Below are 19,129 nucleotides of genomic sequence, written 5' to 3' on the forward strand. Positions count from 1 at the left end.
CCTTTAGCTTGTTAATCGTTTTACGATTCCGGCAATTCTTTCTGCCGCTTCCTTTACATTCTCTTCTGTATTTGCCAGTCCAAAACTGAATCGAATTGAATTTGTCGTAACCGGACTTTCTGAACCAAACATGGCTGACAATACATGAGAAGGCTCAACACTTCCTGCTGTACACGCGCTTCCACTTGAAGCCGCAACACCGCTCAAATCAAAATTGGCAAGCAGTGCTTCTACATTCGCCCCTGGAAAACGGACATTGATTATCGTGGAGACAGTCTTCTCCGGATCTCCATTGATACCAAAATCAATGCCGGCTTCTGTAAAAGTATCTATTAAAATTTGTTTATATTTCTCATATTGTTGATTTCTTGCAGCTTTCGTTTCCATTACAATATTCGATGCCAGTTCAAAACCGACTGCCGCCGGAATGTTTTCTGTACCGGGGCGGCGTTTCCGCTCCTGTTCCCCGCCAAATTGAATCGGACTCATAGCTACTTTTTCATTTGCATATAAAAAGCCAATCCCTTTAGGACCGCCGATTTTATGTGCAGTTGCTGTCAGTAAATCAATGTTTTGTGCATGCACATCAATATCCAGCAAACCGTAAGCCTGCACAGCATCCGTATGAAAATAAGCCTGATGCTCCTTTAGCAATTCTCCAATCTCACTGATAGGCTGAATAACACCTGTCTCATTGTTTACATACATAATAGAAACTAAAATCGTATCATCCGTTAAAGCTGCTTCAACATCTTGCGTCGAGACCAGCCCTTTTTCATCAACAGGTAAATAGGTTACACGGAAGCCTTGTTTCTCTAACTTTTCAGCTGTATGCAAAGCAGCATGATGTTCCTGAATGGAAGTGATAATATGGTTCCCTTTATTCCGGTTTGCTTCTGCAACGCCTGTGAGCGCCATATTATCCGCCTCTGTTCCGCCGCTTGTAAATATAAGTTCCTTTTCATTTGCACCAATAGATGCTGCCAGAGCCTGCCTTGAAGCATCCAGCTGCTGCCTTGCCTTCCGTCCAAAAGAATGAACGCTTGATGCATTGCCAATGATTTCTTCATATACAGGAATCATTGCCTCCGCAACTCCTCTTGCCATAGGAGAAGTAGCGGCATGGTCTAAATATATTGCTTCCATGAGTCAAAATCCTTTCCAGCCCTTAAATATAAAACATATATGCCTCTGCAGGTCCTTCATCACTTTCATCATAATTTGCCAAATCTTCCAGAGTCGTTTTTTCTAATACATCTTTTACCGCATCTCTGATTTGCAGCCATAAGGATGCCTGTGCCGGCTTCTCATTTTCCATGCCTTCCACAATGGTTAACGGACCTTCCAACACCCGAATCACATCACCGGCTTTAATTTCCTCCGGTTTTTTAGCAAGCTGGTATCCTCCATATGCACCGCGTATACTTTTAATTAATCCAGCATTTCTTAATGGAGAAGCTAGCTGCTCTAAATAATGTTCTGACAGATCATTATCCTTTGCAATAACCTTTAGGGAAATCGGCCCGTTCCCTTCGTTTTTTGCCAAATCTATCATTATTGTCAGTCCGTATCTTCCTTTAGTTGAAATTTTCATCATTTACACCTCAATTTTTTTAACTATCTTCTGTCATTTATATAATGTACTATAATAAGTTGTTACAAAGGGAAACCTCATACAGTCCGGCTTCACTTTACCTTTTCTAATAAACGGGACTGCAGCTGCCCGCCCCGCTGAAAAACTTTAGCAAGTAAAGTTCCATCAAGTTATGAAACGTACTCAAACTTCCTTTTTAATCCCTGAAGTATAAAGGTCTTCAAGCGGACGAATAATAGCTGAAAGATTCTATTCAAACCTATTCTTTCATTATACCAACTTTTAATTCCACCTATACAAATTTGATTATTTATATTATCAATACCTATTATAGCATGACTGCTAACCTCTTGCATTTCTTCTATATTCGCTTTAAGCTAATAGAATACGATACCTAAACAGATGAAGGAAGTTATGTCATGTATAAACAGCCACTCGCATTTCGAATGCGACCAAAAAACATAGATGATATTATAGGACAAGAACACCTGGTAGGTCAAGCGAAAATAATTGATCGGATGATAAAAGCTAACCAGCTTTCTTCCATGATTTTATTCGGCCCTCCCGGAACAGGAAAAACATCCATGGCATTTGCCCTTGCAGAAACAATCGGACTTCCCTCCAAAACCTTAAATGCCGTTACAGATAAAAAGAAGGATATGGAAATTGTTGTCGAGCAGGCTAAAATGCAAGGTCAAACAGTTCTTATCTTAGATGAAGTACATCGTCTGGATAAAGCAAAACAGGATTTTTTACTGCCGCATTTAGAGAATAATTTACTGACCTTGATAGGCTGTACAACCAGCAATCCGTACCATTCCATCAACCCGGCAATCCGGAGCCGCTGTCATTTATTTGAATTACGCGGGTTAACGCTGGACAATGTTAAAACGGCACTGCAGCGCGCTGTCCGGGATACATCGAACGGATACGGAGATAAAGCGATTCATATCCATGAAGATGCTATAGAACATTTTGCCATCTCAGCAAATGGGGACTTGAGATCAGCTTTAAATGGCCTGGAACTGGCGGTCAGCTCTACCCCGCCGGACTCAGAGGGGCAAATCGAGATAACACTGGAAATTGCGGAAGAATGTATGCAGAAAAAAAGCTTTTCTCACGATAAAGACGGAGATGCTCATTACGATGTTTTAAGTGCTTTTCAAAAATCAATCCGCGGAAGCGACGTGGATGCAGCGCTTCATTATTTAGGACGTCTGATTGAAGCCGGCGACTTAGACAGTATTGCCAGAAGGCTGATTGTCATTGCATATGAAGACGTAGGTCTGGCAAGTCCGCAGGCTGGCCCGCGCGTCATTGCTGCTGTTCAAGCAGCTGAACGGATCGGCTTTCCGGAAGCGCGGATTCCTTTAGCTAATATTATTGTGGAATTAGCCCTTTCTCCCAAATCAAATACAGCCTATAAAGCTTTGGACGCAGCCTTGGAGGATATTCGCAAAGGCAACAGCGGTGATATTCCAGCACATTTAAAGGATGCACATTATTCAGGGGCAACTAAGCTTGGCAGAGGAGCAGATTATAAATACCCGCATAATTACCCAGGGGCATGGATCAAACAGCAATATTTACCTGACACCATTAAAAATCGAAACTACTATACACCCAAAGACACAGGAAAATTTGAGACTGCATTAAAACAAGTATATGAACGAATTAACAAAAATTAGATAAAGTGACCTTTTTCCGCCCATACACATCCATTCTAGACCTGATGTGTATGGGCTTTTTTGCACTCTTCACTCTCTTTAAAGAACAGGAGGCTTCATTTTATCAAACTTTTGAACTCACACTATAATTTTAAAGCAATGTATAATTTTAAACTCCTCTGGAAAGAATAGAGATTACTATAATCTTTCTAGTACGTTAGGAAATCTCACTTTTTAACGTGCAGGTGTAAGAAAAACTGTATATTCATTAAACGATAAAGGATGACAGATTTTCTACGTATTTTTATAATTATGAGGAGTGAATAACATGGTAAAAGTAAGACAAGACGCTTGGTCTCATGAAGATGATTTGCTGTTGGCAGAAACTGTCTTGCGGCATATTCGTGAGGGCAGCACCCAATTGAACGCTTTTGAAGAAGTGGGAGATCATTTAAACCGTACTTCAGCAGCTTGTGGATTCAGATGGAATGCAGAAGTGCGTAATAAATACGAAAATGCAATTGATTTAGCAAAAAGACAAAGAAAAGAAAGAAAAAGAGCTTTAAACAAAACCATTCAGGCTGTTCCCAAAGCAGAGCCTGTTGAAAGCACAGAAAATATCCCGCCACTGGAGACTTCCGTGGAGGTGCCGGCCGTACAAACAAGTGCTGAACCGGTTGCAGCATTTAATTTAGATACTGTTATTAAGTATTTAAAATCACTAAAAAAAGAATTATATACTTCCAATCAATCGAGATCGTCGATGCAATCGTTAGAGAGTGAGAATCAATCCTTGCAGACAAAAGTCGAAGAATTAAAAAAGAAATTAGCAGATACGGAACAACAGCTGCAAGCGATGAAAGAAGATTATCAGACATTTATCCAGATTATGGATCGTGCCCGCAAGATGACAGTTTTTGAGGATACCAATCTTGTGAATTCTCCTTCCTTCCGTATGGATAAAAACGGAAATCTTGAACAGATTGCACAAGGCTCTAACTAGTTTGAATCAGACATATATATTGGAATGATGGAGGGAGTCGGAATTCCTTTTTTCAATATACAAAAATACTGCACAAAAAATGTGCAGTATTTTTGCGTAATCCCGATAGTGCCGTCAAACAATAAAGTTTTGATCCCGCTTTTGGCAGGTGGGTGTCCTGCTTTAAAGGTTTTATGCTTCCTGCTTGAGGCATGCATGCACTTTAAAGACCAATCGGACTCCCTAACTTATAGGTGTTCGGTCAAAATACCAATTGTTAACGTACACATCAGGATGATTAACGTTTTATTTGAATTAATCTTAGCATACATTGATTCAAAGTTCAAATATATGAAAGCCTATTTTTTATTTAAATAATTCCTTGTTCTGCCATAGCATCTGCTACTTTCAAGAAGCCTGCAATATTAGCCCCTGCAACAAGATTTCCTGATTTACCATATTCATTTGCGGCTTGGATGCTATTATGATAAATATCATGCATAATGCCTTGCAGCTTTTCATCGACTTTTTCAAAGCTCCAGGAAACGCGGCTGCTATTTTGCGCCATTTCCAGAGCTGATACTGCTACACCGCCTGCGTTTGCAGCTTTCGCTGGGGCGAATAAAACATTATTTCCCTGGAATTGGTTAATTGCATCTAAGGATGATGGCATGTTAGCACCTTCACCTACTGCAATAACACCATTTTTGATTAATGTTTTTGCTGCAGTTTCGTCGATTTCATTTTGTGTCGCACAAGGTAAAGCAATCTCACATGGAATCTCCCAAACGGATCCGCCGGCAACGTATTCTGCATTTGGATAAGTTTCTAAGTATACATTAATACGCTCTCTGTCTACCTCTTTGATTTTCTTTACAAGTTCCACATCGATGCCGTTCTTATCATAGACATATCCATTAGAGTCACTGCAGGCAACAACTTTTGCCCCAAATTCAGCTGCCTTCTCCATGGCATAAATCGATACATTTCCTGACCCGGATACAATAACTGTTTTGCCAGAAAAGTCCTGCCCATTATCTTTAAGCATTTCCTGTACAAAGTAAACTGTACCGTAACCAGTTGCTTCCTTACGTGCCAAGCTGCCTCCAAAACCTAAGCTTTTTCCTGTTAGAACGCCTGGTTCTACAGCGCCTTTGATTTTCTTATATTGCCCGTAAAGGTAGCCAATCTCTCTGGCGCCCACACCAATATCTCCTGCAGGCACGTCTGTATCCTGTCCGATATGTCTAGCTAATTCTGACATAAAACTCTGACAAAATCGCATAATTTCTAAGTCTGATTTTCCTTTTGGATCAAAATCTGATCCACCTTTTCCTCCGCCTATAGGCTGCCCGGTCAAAGAATTTTTAAAGATTTGTTCAAAGCCTAAAAATTTAATAATACTTGTGTTTACTGTTGGATGAAAACGAAGCCCGCCTTTATAAGGTCCGATTGCACTGCTGAATTGAACACGATATCCGCGGTTTACCTGAACCCGGCCTTCATCATCCACCCAGGGTACACGGAAGGCAATCAAGCGCTCTGGTTCTACAATTCTCTCTAAAATGCCTAATTCCATATATTTAGGATGCTTCTCAAAAACGCCTTCTAAAGATTCGACAATTTCTTCTACTGCTTGCAAAAATTCTGTCTCGTGGCTGTTTCTATTCTTTAGTTCCTCATAGACTCCCTGCACGTACTCTTTTGCTGTTCTGTTTTGATATTGTAATTTATTTTCCATGGCTTCTATCATTCATCTCCTTTATTTATTTCAACCGATTCCTCAACTAGAAGGTTTTTATATTTTATATGAAAAACCAAATAAACACAAGATTCTTGAGGATTTGTTGCTTTTAATTCACATTTTTCAGCAAATATTCCTGAAATGATATGCACGATATTTTAAATACCGTGCATATTCTACTATTTCTATTCTTTCATTTCATGATTTGACAATGCAATTGACAATTCCTGCAATTGATCTCCGCTCACTTCACTCGGAGCTTCTGTCATCAAGTCAGATGCAGACGCTGTTTTAGGGAATAGAATCGTATCACGCAGATTCGAGCGTCCTGCCAGAAGCATAATGATACGGTCCAGACCAAGCGCAACTCCTCCATGAGGAGGCGCACCATATTCCAGTGCATCCAGCAAGAAACCAAACTGTTCTCTTGCTTCTTCTTCTGTGAATCCCAGCGCTTTAAACATCTGGTTTTGAAGTTCCGTTTGGTGAATACGAATGGACCCGCCGCCAAGCTCATATCCATTTAATACCAAGTCATATGCATTTGCCCGAACATTGATTGGATCAGTCAATAATTTTTCCTTATCCGCTTCAATTGGCGATGTAAATGGATGGTGTGCTGCAAAATAACGGCCCAGTTCCTCATCATATTCAAATAATGGCCAATCTGTTACCCATAAGAAATGAAACGCTTCTTCATCAATTAACCCTAAGTCTTTTCCAAGCTTTAAGCGTAAAGCGCCTAAACTATCATAGACAACAGCTGATTTATCAGCTACAAATAACAGCAAATCTCCACTGCTTGCATTGGCTTTATCCACAATCGCTGCTTTTTCATCATCTGACAAGAATTTGCTGATTGGGCCTTTCACTTCTTCTTCCTCTACTTTCAGCCAAGCTAAGCCTTTTGCACCATAAATATTGACAAACTCTGTTAATTTATCAATATCCTTTCTAGAGTAGCCGGCAGCAGCACCTTCCACATTTAATAAGGCTACTTTACCGCCATTCTCTACCGCCTGTTTAAATACTTTAAACCCAGAATCAGCTACGATATCAGATACATGGATTAACTCTAACCCAAAGCGGGTATCCGGCTTATCCGAGCCATAACGATCCATTGCTTCATCATAAGGCATCCGCTGTAAAGGTAATTGAATATCGACGCCCTTTACTTCTTTAACAACCTCTTTCATCATTTCTTCCGTCATTGTCATAATTTCATCACTTGTTAAAAAGGAAGTTTCAATATCAACCTGTGTAAATTCCGGCTGACGGTCCGCCCTCAAATCTTCATCCCGGAAGCAGCGTGCGATTTGGTAATAACGTTCAAAACCGCTCATCATAATCAATTGTTTAAATAACTGTGGAGATTGCGGCAGCGCATAGAATTCACCAGGATGTACACGGCTTGGCACCAAGTAATCACGGGCTCCTTCCGGCGTGCTTTTCGTTAAAATCGGAGTTTCCATTTCTAAGAATTCATTTTTATTTAAATAGTTGCGGATGCTTTGCGTTGTTTGATGCCGTAATTTAAACGTTTCTTGCAAGCCTGGACGGCGCAGATCTAAATAACGGTATTTCAAACGGATATCTTCTGCAATATTTACATCATCCTGAATCATAAACGGCGGATTTTTTGCCTTATTCAATACGGTGATTGAACTGGCCAGCACTTCCAATTTACCAGTTGCAATAGCGGGATTTATGGTTGCCTCGTCACGTAAAACCAGTTTTCCGACCACATCGATTACATATTCCGAGCGGATGCTTTCAGCTATTTCTAATGCTTCCCCGGAATAATCTGGGTTAAAAACGATTTGGATGATTCCGGATTTATCGCGTAAATCAATGAATATAAGTCCGCCAAGATCACGGCGTTTTTGGACCCAGCCTTTCAGCCTGACCTCCTTTTCAATTTCTTTTTCAGTTAAGTGTCCAGATAAAACACGTTCTGTCATTTTTTAGCTCTCCTCCAATAACACTTTAAATTCGCTAACAATATCCTTCATCGGAACTTCCTTTTGGTCCCCGGATTCCATATTTTTAATGGTTACGATTTGTTTTTCAAGTTCATCATCGCCTAAGAAAATCACAAATCTAGCTTTTAACCGGTCTGCTGCTTTAAGCTGGCCTTTCATTTTGCGGTGCTGGTAATCTGTGTCTGCCTGGATACCGGCCATACGTAGCTGATGAACAGCTTTCACAGCCTCTGTACGTACCTTTTCAGAGCCAAAACCTGCTACAAAGCAGTCTAACTTTGTATCTACGGGGATTTCTATATTTTCTACCTGAAGAGCCATTAACAAGCGCTCTAATCCCATCCCAAAACCGATACCTGGAGTGTTAGGTCCGCCAAATTCATTGATTAATCCATCATATCTGCCGCCGCCGGCCAGTGTTGTGATTGCCCCAAATCCATCTGCTTCACTCATGATTTCGAATGCAGTGTGATTATAGTAATCTAGACCGCGAACCAAATTAGGGTCTACGGTATAAGAAATATCCATTGCATCCAAATAAGCTTTCACTTGCTCAAAATAAGCCTGTGATTTTTCATTTAAATAGGTCAAGATGGATGGCGCAGTTTTCATTGCTGGATGATCACGATCCTTCTTGCAATCCAATACACGTAATGGATTGTTATCTAATCGTGATTGGCAGTCGGAGCAAAGTTCCTCACGATATGGATCAAAATGAGTCACCAGTGCGTCACGATGAGCTTGACGACTTTCTTTATCGCCTAATGAGTTAATCACCAGCTTCAAAGATTTCAAGCCTAAGCTGCGATAAATATGCATTGCCAGGTCAATCACTTCTGCGTCAATTGCAGGATCTTCACTTCCCATTGCTTCGACGCCAAATTGATTTAGTTGACGCATTCTTCCTTTTTGCGGCCGTTCATAACGGAACATCGAGCCGAAATAATAAAGCTTCTCCGGTAAATTGGGACTGCCAAATAACTTATTTTCTACAAAAGCACGGGCTACAGCAGCTGTGCCTTCTGGACGGAGGGTCAGACTTCTTCCTCCACGATCTTCAAAAGTATACATTTCCTTTTGTACAATATCCGTAGAATCTCCCACCCCACGCTGAAATACTTCTGTGTGCTCGAAAATCGGCGTGCGTATTTCGTGATAGTAATAGGCTTCACAAATTTCTTTAATTTTGTTTTCAACATACTGCCATTTCGCCGTATCTTCCGGCAAAATATCCACTGTTCCTCTTGGAGCCTTCATAGCCATTTTATTTCCTCCTTTGCGAATATACAGAACACGGATGAAAGTAATTTTCTGGTTAGCGAAAATGATAACAAGCAACGTTTGACGGCTGCCCCATATTTTTATTGGACAATACAAAAAAACCCGTCCCTTATAAAAAATAAGGGACGGGTTTTTACCCGCGTTGCCACCCTAGTTGATATCTGAATGATATCCACCTTTATCAGTTAACGCCTGCAACACGTTTATATCTACTCATCTATTTCGATATAACTCCTCCAGAATGTCTTTCATATAAGTCGTATAGATAGTTGCTTCCAGCCGTTGACAACTACTCTCTTGCTATCTGTACTTACATTACTTTTTCCTTCAATGGTTTTTATCATTTAATTTTAAGGAACTTCTACTAATACCGCCCACGCCCTGTGGACAACGCAGAAGCCACACCACATCCTGGGACTGGGATTACTCGTCCCGCTGAAAACACTTGTGGAAGTGGAATGATTATAATAATAAGGTTAGTTGCTCACAATGTCAAGAACGACCTAAGCTTTTTTTCAATTGCTTTACTTCCTGAATGGAAATTCCAAGCTCCGTTGCTATTTCTAAATAGGTTGATGATTTTTCCATTTTCATAAAATGATGGAAATCTGTCATCATCAATTCAGAATAATTATTGGCATTGCGTTGTTTTGTGTGTCGATGCATAACTTCATTTCTCCTTTTGATTCGGCCTCTTTAAGTTTTTATAGCATCTCCACAAAACAAGAATCTTATTCTTTAATCGTTTTTATCTGTCTTTGCTGTCTAAAATCAATGTAACAGGTCCGTCATTTACCAGCTGGACATCCATCATTGCGCCAAATTCTCCTGTTTCTGTTATGACGCCTTCTGTACGTAATGCTTGATTAAATGTATTATATAATGCTTCTGCTTCGGCCGGCTTTGCTGCTTTGATAAAGCTTGGTCGTCTGCCTTTTTTAGTGTCTCCGTACAATGTAAATTGCGATACAGATAATATACCCCCGTCTACATCTTTAATCGAACGGTTCATTTTTTCATTCTCATCTTCAAAGACACGCAGGTGAACAATCTTATTTACGAGATATTTTACGTCTTCCTCTGTGTCTTCGTGAGTAATACCAACAAGCAGCAAAAATCCTTTTTGTATTTCACTTATTTTCTCTTCCCGGACGGTGACAGAAGCTTCTTTCACCCGTTGTAATACTACCTTCATAAAAAACAAACGCTCCTTATTGAACTGTTCTTGTTACGGTATATACTTCCTGTATTTGCTTTATTCGATCAACTACTTTTTTCAAGTGATTCGTATTGTGGATTAAAATAGTTAATTGGATTACTGCCATTTTATTACGATCAGACCTGCCATTCACATGTGTGATATTTGTTTTTGTTTCGTTGACCGCCTGCAATACTTCATTAAGCAGACCGCGGCGATCATATCCTGTAATTTCCAGGTCTACATGATATTGCTTTCGTTCCGCGTATTGGGTTTTCCATTTTACATCGATATAGCGCTGCCTCGCTTCTTCGGTTTGTACATTCGGACAATCCGCACGATGAACAGACACTCCTCTGCCTTTTGTAATATACCCTAAAATATCATCACCGGGAACTGGATTACAGCATTTTGCAATCCGGACAAGTAAATTATTTACTCCTGCCACTTCAATACCCGAATCCTTCTTAGAGGATGGTTTTGCTTTATTGGTTTTTACTTCTTCTATTTTTGTCTCTAAATCCTGATCTGCTTCTCTCAAATGACGAATTCGTTCTGTTAAACGGGTTGCTATCAGCGCTGCGGTAATTCCTTGATAGCCGACAGCAGCATACATATCTTCTTCGTTTGTAAAATTAAACTTATCGAATACACGCTGCAGATTATCTGGAGTCAATACTTCTTTAGGCTCAATATCAAAGGCGCGAATTTCTTTTTCCACAGCTTCTTTTCCTTTGACAATATTCTCATCACGCTGCTGTTTTTTGAAAAACTGCTTTATCTTACTTTTAGCCTGTGAGGTTTGAACCATTTTCAGCCAATCCTGCGATGGTCCATAGGAATGCTTCGAAGTCATCACATCCACGATATCTCCATTTTGCAACTCGTAATCCAAAGGTTCCATTTTCCCATTGATTTTCGCTCCAATGGTTTTATTACCGATTTCAGTATGAATCTTGTATGCAAAATCAATTGGGATGGATCCAGACGGCAGCTCAATTACCTCGCCTTTTGGTGTGAAAACATAAACCATATCTGAAAACAAATCAATCTTCAGCGATTCCATAAATTCCTCTGCATCATGTGTTTCACTTTGCCACTCCAGAATCTCCCGGAACCATGACAATTTTTCCTCAAAAGAGCTTTTTCCTTTTGCTTGCTTTCCTTCCTTATAGGCCCAGTGCGCAGCAATCCCGTATTCGGCAATATCATGCATTTCCTTGGTACGAATCTGCACCTCCAGCGGGTCGCCCTTTGGTCCAATAACTGTTGTATGCAGGGATTGATACAGATTTTGCTTCGGCATCGCGATATAATCCTTAAATCTTCCGGGCATCGGCTTCCAATTTGTATGGATAATACCTAAAACAGCATAACAATCTTTAATATTATCAACTAAAATACGGACAGCAAGAAGATCATATATTTCGTTAAATTGCTTTTTCTGATTGACCATCTTTTGATAAATGCTGTATAGATGCTTCGGACGCCCGGACATCTCTGCTTTAATATTTACAGCTTCAAATTCCTGGGAGAGGTCAGCAATAACCTCCTGGATATAAGTTTCTCTTTCCTCCCGTTTTTGCTTCATTAACTGAACAATACGATAATATTGCTGTGGATTAAGATAACGTAATGCCGTATCCTCCAGCTCCCACTTTATTGTTGATATTCCCAGGCGGTGGGCAAGCGGAGCAAAAATTTCCAGCGTTTCATTGGAAATACGCCTTTGCTTTTCTGGCGGCAGATGCTTTAACGTTCTCATATTATGCAATCTGTCGGCAAGCTTAATCATGATAACACGAATATCCCTCGCCATCGCCACGAACATTTTTCGGTGGTTTTCTGCTTGCTGGGCCTCTTTTGTTTCATAGCGGATTTTCCCAAGCTTCGTTACCCCATCTACAAGCGCAGCTATCTCATGATTGAATTCTTCTTCCATCTGTTCAAATGTGACGTCAGTATCCTCGATTACGTCATGAAGAAAGCCTGCTGAAATTGTTTCTGCATCCATTAATAATTCAGCCAGTATCCCTGCGACCTGTACCGGATGAATGATATACGGCTCACCAGATTTGCGAAATTGATCTTTATGAGCTTCTTTTGCAAATTCATATGCATGTTCAATTAAAGCAACATCGTCATCAGATAAATACTCTTTTACTTTTTCTACAATATCTGTAATGTTGACATTTTCATCTTTTGCCATGTAATCACCTTTATTTACCTTCAGTATTCAATAAATTGTATAAAAATAAAAATAGCAACAAGTATTTTAGAGCTTGAAGCCATCTTTTGAATTAAAATCTCTTACATTTCTTCGATTTAAATACATTATTCGATAATAATTACTATTATAAGACTTTTTTTATATGTCTGTCCAACTAAAACCTAATATATACGGATAAATTAATCTATACAAAAAGAGTCAACACAGTATCAGAATCTGTTTTGACTCTTTTTTCCATAGCTTTTAATAGGTCATGATGGTAAGTACATCGTAGCCTTCCAGCTTATCCTTGCCGTCCAGATAACTTAACTCCACCAGGAAAGCGCACCCCGCAACAATTCCGCCAAGCTGTTCAACTAAATTAATCGTTGCTTCGATGGTACCGCCTGTAGCTAAAAGATCATCTGTAATTAATACACGCTGTCCAGGCTTAATTGCATCCTTATGAATAGTTAATACATTCTCTCCGTACTCCAGACCGTAATCAACTTTAATTACTTCCCGCGGCAGCTTGCCTTCTTTGCGAACAGGAGCAAACCCAATTTCTAAGGCATAGGAAACCGGACATCCTACGATAAATCCTCTTGCTTCCGGACCTACAACCACATCAATTTCTTTTTCTTTTGCATATTCTACAATTTCATCGACAGACGATTTGTAAGCTGGTCCATTAGCCATCAAAGGCGTAATATCTTTAAACCGGACACCTTCTTTCGGCCAGTTCTCCACAATCTCAATATATTCTTTATAATCCATATACTGCTTCCTCCTTCAGGTTGTTGGGCGTGTCCATACAAGCTTCAAACCATTTTTTTAAATCTTGATAATTCGAATAGATAAGTATATTTTCTGCTTCTTTTTGTTTCATGCAGGATTGATAAATTTCGGATTCGGATAAATCCTTTTTATTCCCTGATTCCGCATAACGGAGCCATCCATCCTTTTTCTCTGCAAAACCTAAATCTGCAAAAACTTCCGACATAAACATTACTTTTGCTTCATTCCAGCCCCGGTGCTGTTCAATCGCTTTCTGCATCTCTTTAATCTGAAACTTCTTATGCTGTTTAATCAAGCTATAATAGTCTACAAATTCTTTCCGGGAAGGGAATTGAAATGGATATTGATTTGGCACCTGACGTATCGCGATGACAATATTTTCAGGATTCACCTGCCGAATAATCTTCTTCATATCATCTAATGAAGCCGGCAACGCAGTAAAACCAATGGTCTGATAAGCATCAAGTTTCTTAGAAAGCGCCTCTTTATAGGTAAATGTCTCCTGATGCTCTCTCAACCGGAGAGGCTCTCCGCAAACAAAAACTTCTTTCACCGTTTCAGAAAGCAATTGCTCTGCTTTTTTTCCGCGAAAGTCAAAGAGCTGCCGTTCCGTAATTTTTAAATCTTCCAGCATTATTTGCGCATTCCTTCTCCCATTCCACTCATTAACAGAAAGCTCGCCGGCAACGGATACTTTAGTGTATGGCGAAATAGCTTCTTTCAGCTCTCCAAATCCAAAACCTACTGTATCTATTTGGGCATTGGAAGAAGCAAATTGCATTTTCAAGTGATTCTTTCTGCTTCCGATTTGACGGACTTCCTTTGGTATCTCCTTTATCTCAAATAACGGCTTTGAGTTGCCCATACCAAACGGAGAAAGCTTTCCTATCTCCTCGATAAGAGAAACATTGATATCTTCCATATCTAATATAGCATTAATATATAATTCCTGCTTAAAATCTTCTTCTGATAAATTTTCAAAAAGCAGCTTATTTAAAGCAGTTTCTAACGGCTCTAGATTTTCAGCAGGTAATGTCATCCCCGCTGCTTGGGCATGTCCGCCAAAGTGTGTGAACAAATCTCTGACTGTCATACAGCCCTCGAATAAATCAAATGCAGGAATACTTCTGGCTGACCCTTTTACAATTCCCTGTTCCGGCTTTTTCGCAAGCACAATCGCCGGCCGATCATATTTTTGAACTAATTTTGAAGCAACTATCCCTAATACGCCCTCATTCCAGCCTTCTTTAGCTACAATAATAATCCGCTTATCTGTTTGAACCATGTCCATTGCTTCATCTACAATATCCTGAACTATTTTCTTACGCTGTTCATTTATGTGATTCAATTCATTCGCCATTTCCAGAGCAATTTCCGCGTCCTCTTCCAGCAGAAGATCAACAGCCAGATCAGCATCACCCAGTCTTCCTACAGCGTTTATACGCGGTCCAATGCGAAAGCCTACATCTTCTTCGGTTATGGTTTCTTCCAGCTGACATACTTGTTTTAATGCTTTCAAGCCAACATAATTTGTGCGTTGCAATTCTTTCAGACCAAATGCAGCTAAAATTCGATTTTCAGACACCAGCGGGACCAGATCAGCTATCGTACCTATCGCTGCATAAGGAAGCACCTCCACAGGCAGTTCTCCGAGAAGAGCATGTGCTAATTTTAAAGAAACACCAACACCTGCCAGTTCTTTAAACGGATACGCTTCAGACAGCTTCGGATGAATAATGGTATAACAATCCGGTATCTCCGCTTGGGGCTCATGGTGGTCTGTAATAATTAAATCCAACCCGAGCTCCTTTGCTACTTCGGCTTCACGAATTGAAGCAATCCCGGTATCGACCGTTATAATTAATCCAAATCCAGCTTGATGAAGCTGCCTGAAGGCAGCTTCATTGGGACCATATCCTTCTGTAAACCGATTCGGGATATAATATTCATAAACTGCACCAATTTTATTCAATGCGTGCAGCAAAACAACCGTAGAACTTACTCCATCCGCATCATAATCTCCGTATACAACTATTTTTTCGTTATTATCTACCGCTTCTTTGATTCGCTTTACGGCTTTTTCCATACCGTTTAAACAAAATGGATCAATCAAATGGTTGAGATCGGGCTGCATAAATTGTTTTGCTTCTTCTGTTGTCGTAATTCCTCTTTGTAAAAATAAATCTTTTACAATAGGTGACATCGCAATGTCGAGCGACTCTCTCTCCTCTACAGGAGGATTATCTATATATTTCCAATTCGCTTTACTTGATAGCATAAATTCACCCCTGACCTAGTTATTATACTAAAGTAAGCCAGGGGCATCAAATAGATTTCTCTGATTATGAATTAAATTGATTAAACAGATTATTCTTTATCTGTTCTTTTCGCATTTCTTCTTTCCACACGCATTTCTTTTCGGGATTCTTGGTAATCTTTTTTATCGTTTCTGCCATTTTCATTATCCAGTTCATCCGTCATTCCATTTGCTGCCATGCGCTTTTTAAGACGCTCATTTTCTGTGCGGAGTTTTTTCACTTCGTGATGTGCTCTGTATAGTCTGATAGCTCCTACTGCTGCAGTAATCAATCCTCCCATTAATACAGAAAAAAGAATAACCAGAATTAAAGGAGACTCCTGTGTCCAAAATAAATAGTTCACTGCAACAGGGTCCACATTGATTACAGCAAAAACGGCAATAATAATTACAAATATAATTGCGAGTATGACATAAACTTGTGCATTCATAAAACTTCCTCCATTAAAAAATATTTACTACCTGTTTATTACCCGATAAGGAATCATTTTAAGCATATTAATGAAAAAAGAGAGCTTCCATATTGCAAATGATACTGTACCCGGCAAGGTCCGTGATCAGACGTATTCGAATACATTACCATATTACCATGTTGAAAGCTCTCTTTTTCATCGCTCTTATCCATTTTATTTAAAGAGGATATTCAAAAAATCCAATACACATGACATAGTGAGTGTCCGTACTTCGGGCTTTTTGAATACGCACTCTAAGGTATTTATACTTGCGGTCCTTCCACTCGTTCTTTCTTTCTAAAGTCTACCGGCTTATCCTTCACTTTTCTGCCTCTCCATACTAACCAGATATGGGAAGCAAGGAATAGAGAAGAGTAAGTTCCGGCAATCAATCCAATTAAGAGAGCGAAAGCAAAAGCCCATATAGACGCAGCTCCAAGTACTAGGAACGCAACAACAGCAATAATAGTAGTGATCGATGTATTCATTGTTCGGATAAATGATTGAACAATACTCTTATTCACAATTTCTGCAAGCTTCTTAAAGGATTTGACTCTTTTCTCCTGACGAATGTTTTCCCTGATTCGGTCAAAAATAACGAGCGTATTATTCAAGGAATAACCGATAATCGTCAGAATTGCCGCTACAATGGTGACATCAAATTCAATTTGCGTGATACTGAAAGCCATCAGCATAAACAGGACATCATGCAAGAGGGCAATAATTGCTGTAACCCCAAAGAAGAATTCAAAACGTATGGCAATGTACGCAACAATAAATATGGATGCGATAGCAACTGCATAGATTGCATTTTTCACAAGCTCCTGACCGACAATTGGTGATACAACACTCACACTAGGCTCATGATCATAGATTTCCAGGAAGTGCTGCTGTACGGTATCCACTTCCCCTTCGTCAAGAACCGTGTCAAACCGGACAACTCCGATATCGTTATTTTCACCTGATAAATTCACGGAGCTGACTTCATAACCAAGCGTTGCAAATTCCGATTCTATTTCTTCTTCTGTCAAGCTTTGGTCAGCTACTACTTCTATTCGCGAGCCGCTTGTAAAATCAACACCCGGATTAATTCGAAAGATGCCAATAACGAGAGCTCCAATAATTACAAGTATTAAGCTTACAGCAAAGAACTTCCTGCGATGATTTGTAAAGTTAACCTGTTTTCCTAAAACGGTCGGCTCTGCTTCTTCGCCCTCTGCAATATCTTTGATTTGATTCTTATTGACACCAAGCCATGTCTTTCTTTTTTTCAAGAAGCCGCTTTGGACCCATAAAGCCAGAAGTCCCCTTGTGCCAAATACTGCAGTGATAAAGCTGACTAAAATACTGATAATCAGCATCGTTGCAAAGCCTTTAACAGAACTTGTCCCAAATATAAATAACACAGCAGCTGCAATTAAGGTTGTTATGTTAGCGTCTAAAATCGTTACAAAAGAGCTTTTATTTCCAGATTGAAAGGCAGCTTTCACCGACTTGCCGGCACGCAGCTCTTCTTTAATACGTTCAAACGTAATAACGTTCGCATCAACTGCCATTCCTACTCCCAGAATCAGGGCTGCTATTCCCGGCAATGTCAATACGCCATTCAGTAATTCAAAAATCAATACAACTAAGAATACATATACAGCCAAATTAATGGAAGCAATAATCCCGCTGAAGCGATAAACTACACAGAGATAAAGAACGATTAAAGCAATCCCAATCAGTCCTGCAATAACTGTCTCATTTAATGCCTGTTCGCCGAATTGTGCACCTACAGATGTAGAGAAAATTTCATTCATATGTACATCCAGTGAACCAGAATTAATGATATCTGCCATTTGCTGAGCCGACTCTACCGTAAAGTCTCCTTCAATCATGACATCACGAGAATGAATGGGCTCGCTTACTGCCGGCGCAGAGACAAATTTAGGATCTTCTTTCGTCACCTCTTCTGAAAAAGAATCCTCACCTTCCTGATAATCCATCCAGATTACTAAACGGTTATCTGTCATTTGGCTAATTTCTTCGGTTACTTCACCGAACTTAGATGCATCTTGTAATTGCAAGGTAACAATCGGCGCATTGGTATTCGGATTATAATCCTGACTGGCGCTTCCTTCTACAATATCAGATCCATCAAGGTACTCTTCATCATCAACATCCCTGAAAGACAATTGTGCGGATGTAGACAGCAATTCTCTTGCTTCAGCTTGGTTGTCAACACCTGCAAGCTGCACTCGAATCCGGTCATCTCCTTCTATATCGATAACCGCTTCACTTATTCCCAGTCGGTTCACCCGGTCATTCAGCGTCTGGACCGTCCCTTCCAGTAAACTACTTGAAATCTCCTGACCATCTTCAACAGGCTCTACTTCATATAAAACCTCAAAGCCTCCCTGCAGATCCAAGCCAAGGTTCACATTGCTTGCCAGATTACTAAACGTTGTTCCAATTACTCCTGCCAAAATTGCGATGACAAGAAAAAAGGCAACGATTCTGCCTCTTTTTTTCATCGTTTGCACTTCCTCCTTCATATATCAACCATTTCATACGTGTTCAAACGAGTATTATTTACCCGTTATCTGGTGAATTGCCTATAAGTGCTTCGATTGAAGCGGCTAAATCATCATTTTCATAGGATTGAATCGTTAAATAGCTTAAATAAACAGATGATTTCAAATGAAAAATATCTTGAACGATTTCATGTAACCTTTTTTCCGGTTCTCCGTTCCAGATTTTTACACAAAGACACTTCCACACGCCCTCTGGAGTCGCTTGTTCATAACCTAGCATTTCTAATTCTTCTTGTTTGCTTTTCAGTGCCGGATAAATCATTTCTTTCCATGTGTCTACATGTCGGCTGTCCATTTCATCCCACCATTTCTTCTTAAGCATCCTTGTT

At 39.9% G+C, this 19,129-nt stretch carries 15 protein-coding genes, 1 other RNA gene and 1 other annotated feature; of the genes, 2 read left to right on the forward strand and 14 right to left on the reverse strand.

The genetic code is table 11. From position 1 onward, the window contains the following. Positions 1-3: 3 nt before the first annotated feature. The gene (locus tag ACW0TQ_RS05755; protein ID WP_256704744.1) at positions 4-1,146 is read right to left on the reverse strand and encodes a cysteine desulfurase family protein; all 1,143 of its coding nucleotides are present in this window, start codon (positions 1,144-1,146) and stop codon (positions 4-6) included. Between the two features lie 22 nt (positions 1,147-1,168). Continuing rightward, positions 1,169-1,594 (reverse strand): cysteine metabolism transcriptional regulator CymR, encoded by a 426-nt coding sequence (gene cymR / locus ACW0TQ_RS05760; RefSeq protein WP_042534331.1) that lies wholly within the window; start codon positions 1,592-1,594, stop codon positions 1,169-1,171. 419 nt (positions 1,595-2,013) lie between these two features. On the opposite strand from cymR, the gene ACW0TQ_RS05765 reads away from it, so the two are divergent. Together ACW0TQ_RS05765 and ACW0TQ_RS05770 are read left to right on the forward strand one after the other, a co-directional pair. Further along, positions 2,014-3,282, forward strand: a complete 1,269-nt coding sequence (locus tag ACW0TQ_RS05765) for a replication-associated recombination protein A (protein WP_455725412.1) — start codon at positions 2,014-2,016, stop codon at positions 3,280-3,282. Positions 3,283-3,589: 307 nt separating this feature from the next. After that, positions 3,590-4,264: an RsfA family transcriptional regulator gene (locus ACW0TQ_RS05770; protein ID WP_042534335.1), complete on the forward strand. Its 675-nt coding sequence runs from the start codon at positions 3,590-3,592 to the stop codon at positions 4,262-4,264. Between the two features lie 95 nt (positions 4,265-4,359). Here ACW0TQ_RS05770 and ssrS read toward each other — a convergent pair. The 12 genes from ssrS to ACW0TQ_RS05830 form a co-directional block, all read right to left on the reverse strand. Next, a non-coding RNA gene (ssrS, locus tag ACW0TQ_RS05775) (6S RNA) lies at positions 4,360-4,542 on the reverse strand. Positions 4,543-4,613: 71 nt separating this feature from the next. Beyond that, the gene (gene gdhA / locus ACW0TQ_RS05780) at positions 4,614-5,996 is read right to left on the reverse strand and encodes an NADP-specific glutamate dehydrogenase (RefSeq protein ID WP_084612980.1); all 1,383 of its coding nucleotides are present in this window, start codon (positions 5,994-5,996) and stop codon (positions 4,614-4,616) included. Positions 5,997-6,172: 176 nt separating this feature from the next. Next, entirely contained in the window at positions 6,173-7,948 is a 1,776-nt protein-coding gene (gene aspS, locus ACW0TQ_RS05785) for an aspartate--tRNA ligase (protein ID WP_256704746.1), read from the reverse strand. A 3-nt stretch (positions 7,949-7,951) separates the two neighbouring features. Beyond that, on the reverse strand, positions 7,952-9,232 hold the full coding sequence (gene hisS, locus ACW0TQ_RS05790; protein WP_042534339.1) for a histidine--tRNA ligase: 1,281 nt from the start codon (positions 9,230-9,232) through the stop codon (positions 7,952-7,954). Positions 9,233-9,368: 136 nt separating this feature from the next. After that, positions 9,369-9,590, reverse strand: a binding site (T-box leader). A gap of 152 nt (positions 9,591-9,742) precedes the next feature. Continuing rightward, positions 9,743-9,916, reverse strand: a complete 174-nt coding sequence (locus ACW0TQ_RS05795; RefSeq protein ID WP_256704747.1) for a hypothetical protein — start codon at positions 9,914-9,916, stop codon at positions 9,743-9,745. An 82-nt stretch (positions 9,917-9,998) separates the two neighbouring features. Continuing rightward, on the reverse strand, positions 9,999-10,445 hold the full coding sequence (gene dtd, locus ACW0TQ_RS05800) for a D-aminoacyl-tRNA deacylase (protein WP_042534341.1): 447 nt from the start codon (positions 10,443-10,445) through the stop codon (positions 9,999-10,001). Between the two features lie 16 nt (positions 10,446-10,461). Next, entirely contained in the window at positions 10,462-12,657 is a 2,196-nt protein-coding gene (locus ACW0TQ_RS05805) for a RelA/SpoT family protein (protein ID WP_042534343.1), read from the reverse strand. Positions 12,658-12,921: 264 nt separating this feature from the next. Continuing rightward, entirely contained in the window at positions 12,922-13,434 is a 513-nt protein-coding gene (locus ACW0TQ_RS05810; protein ID WP_042534345.1) for an adenine phosphoribosyltransferase, read from the reverse strand. Next, positions 13,424-15,733 (reverse strand): single-stranded-DNA-specific exonuclease RecJ, encoded by a 2,310-nt coding sequence (gene recJ, locus ACW0TQ_RS05815; protein ID WP_212928146.1) that lies wholly within the window; start codon positions 15,731-15,733, stop codon positions 13,424-13,426. The genes ACW0TQ_RS05810 and recJ overlap by 11 nt, the downstream gene beginning before the upstream one ends. Positions 15,734-15,822: 89 nt before the next feature. Then, complete coding sequence (locus ACW0TQ_RS05820; protein ID WP_042534349.1) at positions 15,823-16,203, reverse strand: LapA family protein; 381 nt, start codon at positions 16,201-16,203, stop codon at positions 15,823-15,825. Positions 16,204-16,487: 284 nt separating this feature from the next. After that, positions 16,488-18,740, reverse strand: coding sequence for a protein translocase subunit SecDF (secDF, locus tag ACW0TQ_RS05825; protein WP_042534351.1), 2,253 nt, complete (start codon positions 18,738-18,740; stop codon positions 16,488-16,490). Between the two features lie 58 nt (positions 18,741-18,798). Continuing rightward, positions 18,799-19,122, reverse strand: a complete 324-nt coding sequence (locus tag ACW0TQ_RS05830) for a post-transcriptional regulator (protein WP_226894692.1) — start codon at positions 19,120-19,122, stop codon at positions 18,799-18,801. Positions 19,123-19,129 lie beyond the last annotated feature (7 nt).

The organism is Oceanobacillus sp. M60 (genome assembly GCF_053839645.1).

What these genes read in the sequence shown, in the direction of transcription:
- ACW0TQ_RS05755 (WP_256704744.1), bottom strand. Translation starts at nt 1,146, where the DNA reads ATGGAAGCAATATATTTAGACCATGCCGCTACTTCTCCTATGGCAAGA.
- cymR (WP_042534331.1), bottom strand. Translation starts at nt 1,594, where the DNA reads ATGAAAATTTCAACTAAAGGAAGATACGGACTGACAATAATGATAGAT.
- ACW0TQ_RS05765 (WP_455725412.1), top strand. Translation starts at nt 2,014, where the DNA reads ATGTATAAACAGCCACTCGCATTTCGAATGCGACCAAAAAACATAGAT.
- ACW0TQ_RS05770 (WP_042534335.1), top strand. Translation starts at nt 3,590, where the DNA reads ATGGTAAAAGTAAGACAAGACGCTTGGTCTCATGAAGATGATTTGCTG.
- gdhA (WP_084612980.1), bottom strand. Translation starts at nt 5,996, where the DNA reads ATGATAGAAGCCATGGAAAATAAATTACAATATCAAAACAGAACAGCA.
- aspS (WP_256704746.1), bottom strand. Translation starts at nt 7,948, where the DNA reads ATGACAGAACGTGTTTTATCTGGACACTTAACTGAAAAAGAAATTGAA.
- hisS (WP_042534339.1), bottom strand. Translation starts at nt 9,232, where the DNA reads ATGGCTATGAAGGCTCCAAGAGGAACAGTGGATATTTTGCCGGAAGAT.
- ACW0TQ_RS05795 (WP_256704747.1), bottom strand. Translation starts at nt 9,916, where the DNA reads ATGCATCGACACACAAAACAACGCAATGCCAATAATTATTCTGAATTG.
- dtd (WP_042534341.1), bottom strand. Translation starts at nt 10,445, where the DNA reads ATGAAGGTAGTATTACAACGGGTGAAAGAAGCTTCTGTCACCGTCCGG.
- ACW0TQ_RS05805 (WP_042534343.1), bottom strand. Translation starts at nt 12,657, where the DNA reads ATGGCAAAAGATGAAAATGTCAACATTACAGATATTGTAGAAAAAGTA.
- ACW0TQ_RS05810 (WP_042534345.1), bottom strand. Translation starts at nt 13,434, where the DNA reads ATGGATTATAAAGAATATATTGAGATTGTGGAGAACTGGCCGAAAGAA.
- recJ (WP_212928146.1), bottom strand. Translation starts at nt 15,733, where the DNA reads ATGCTATCAAGTAAAGCGAATTGGAAATATATAGATAATCCTCCTGTA.
- ACW0TQ_RS05820 (WP_042534349.1), bottom strand. Translation starts at nt 16,203, where the DNA reads ATGAATGCACAAGTTTATGTCATACTCGCAATTATATTTGTAATTATT.
- secDF (WP_042534351.1), bottom strand. Translation starts at nt 18,740, where the DNA reads ATGAAAAAAAGAGGCAGAATCGTTGCCTTTTTTCTTGTCATCGCAATT.
- ACW0TQ_RS05830 (WP_226894692.1), bottom strand. Translation starts at nt 19,122, where the DNA reads ATGCTTAAGAAGAAATGGTGGGATGAAATGGACAGCCGACATGTAGAC.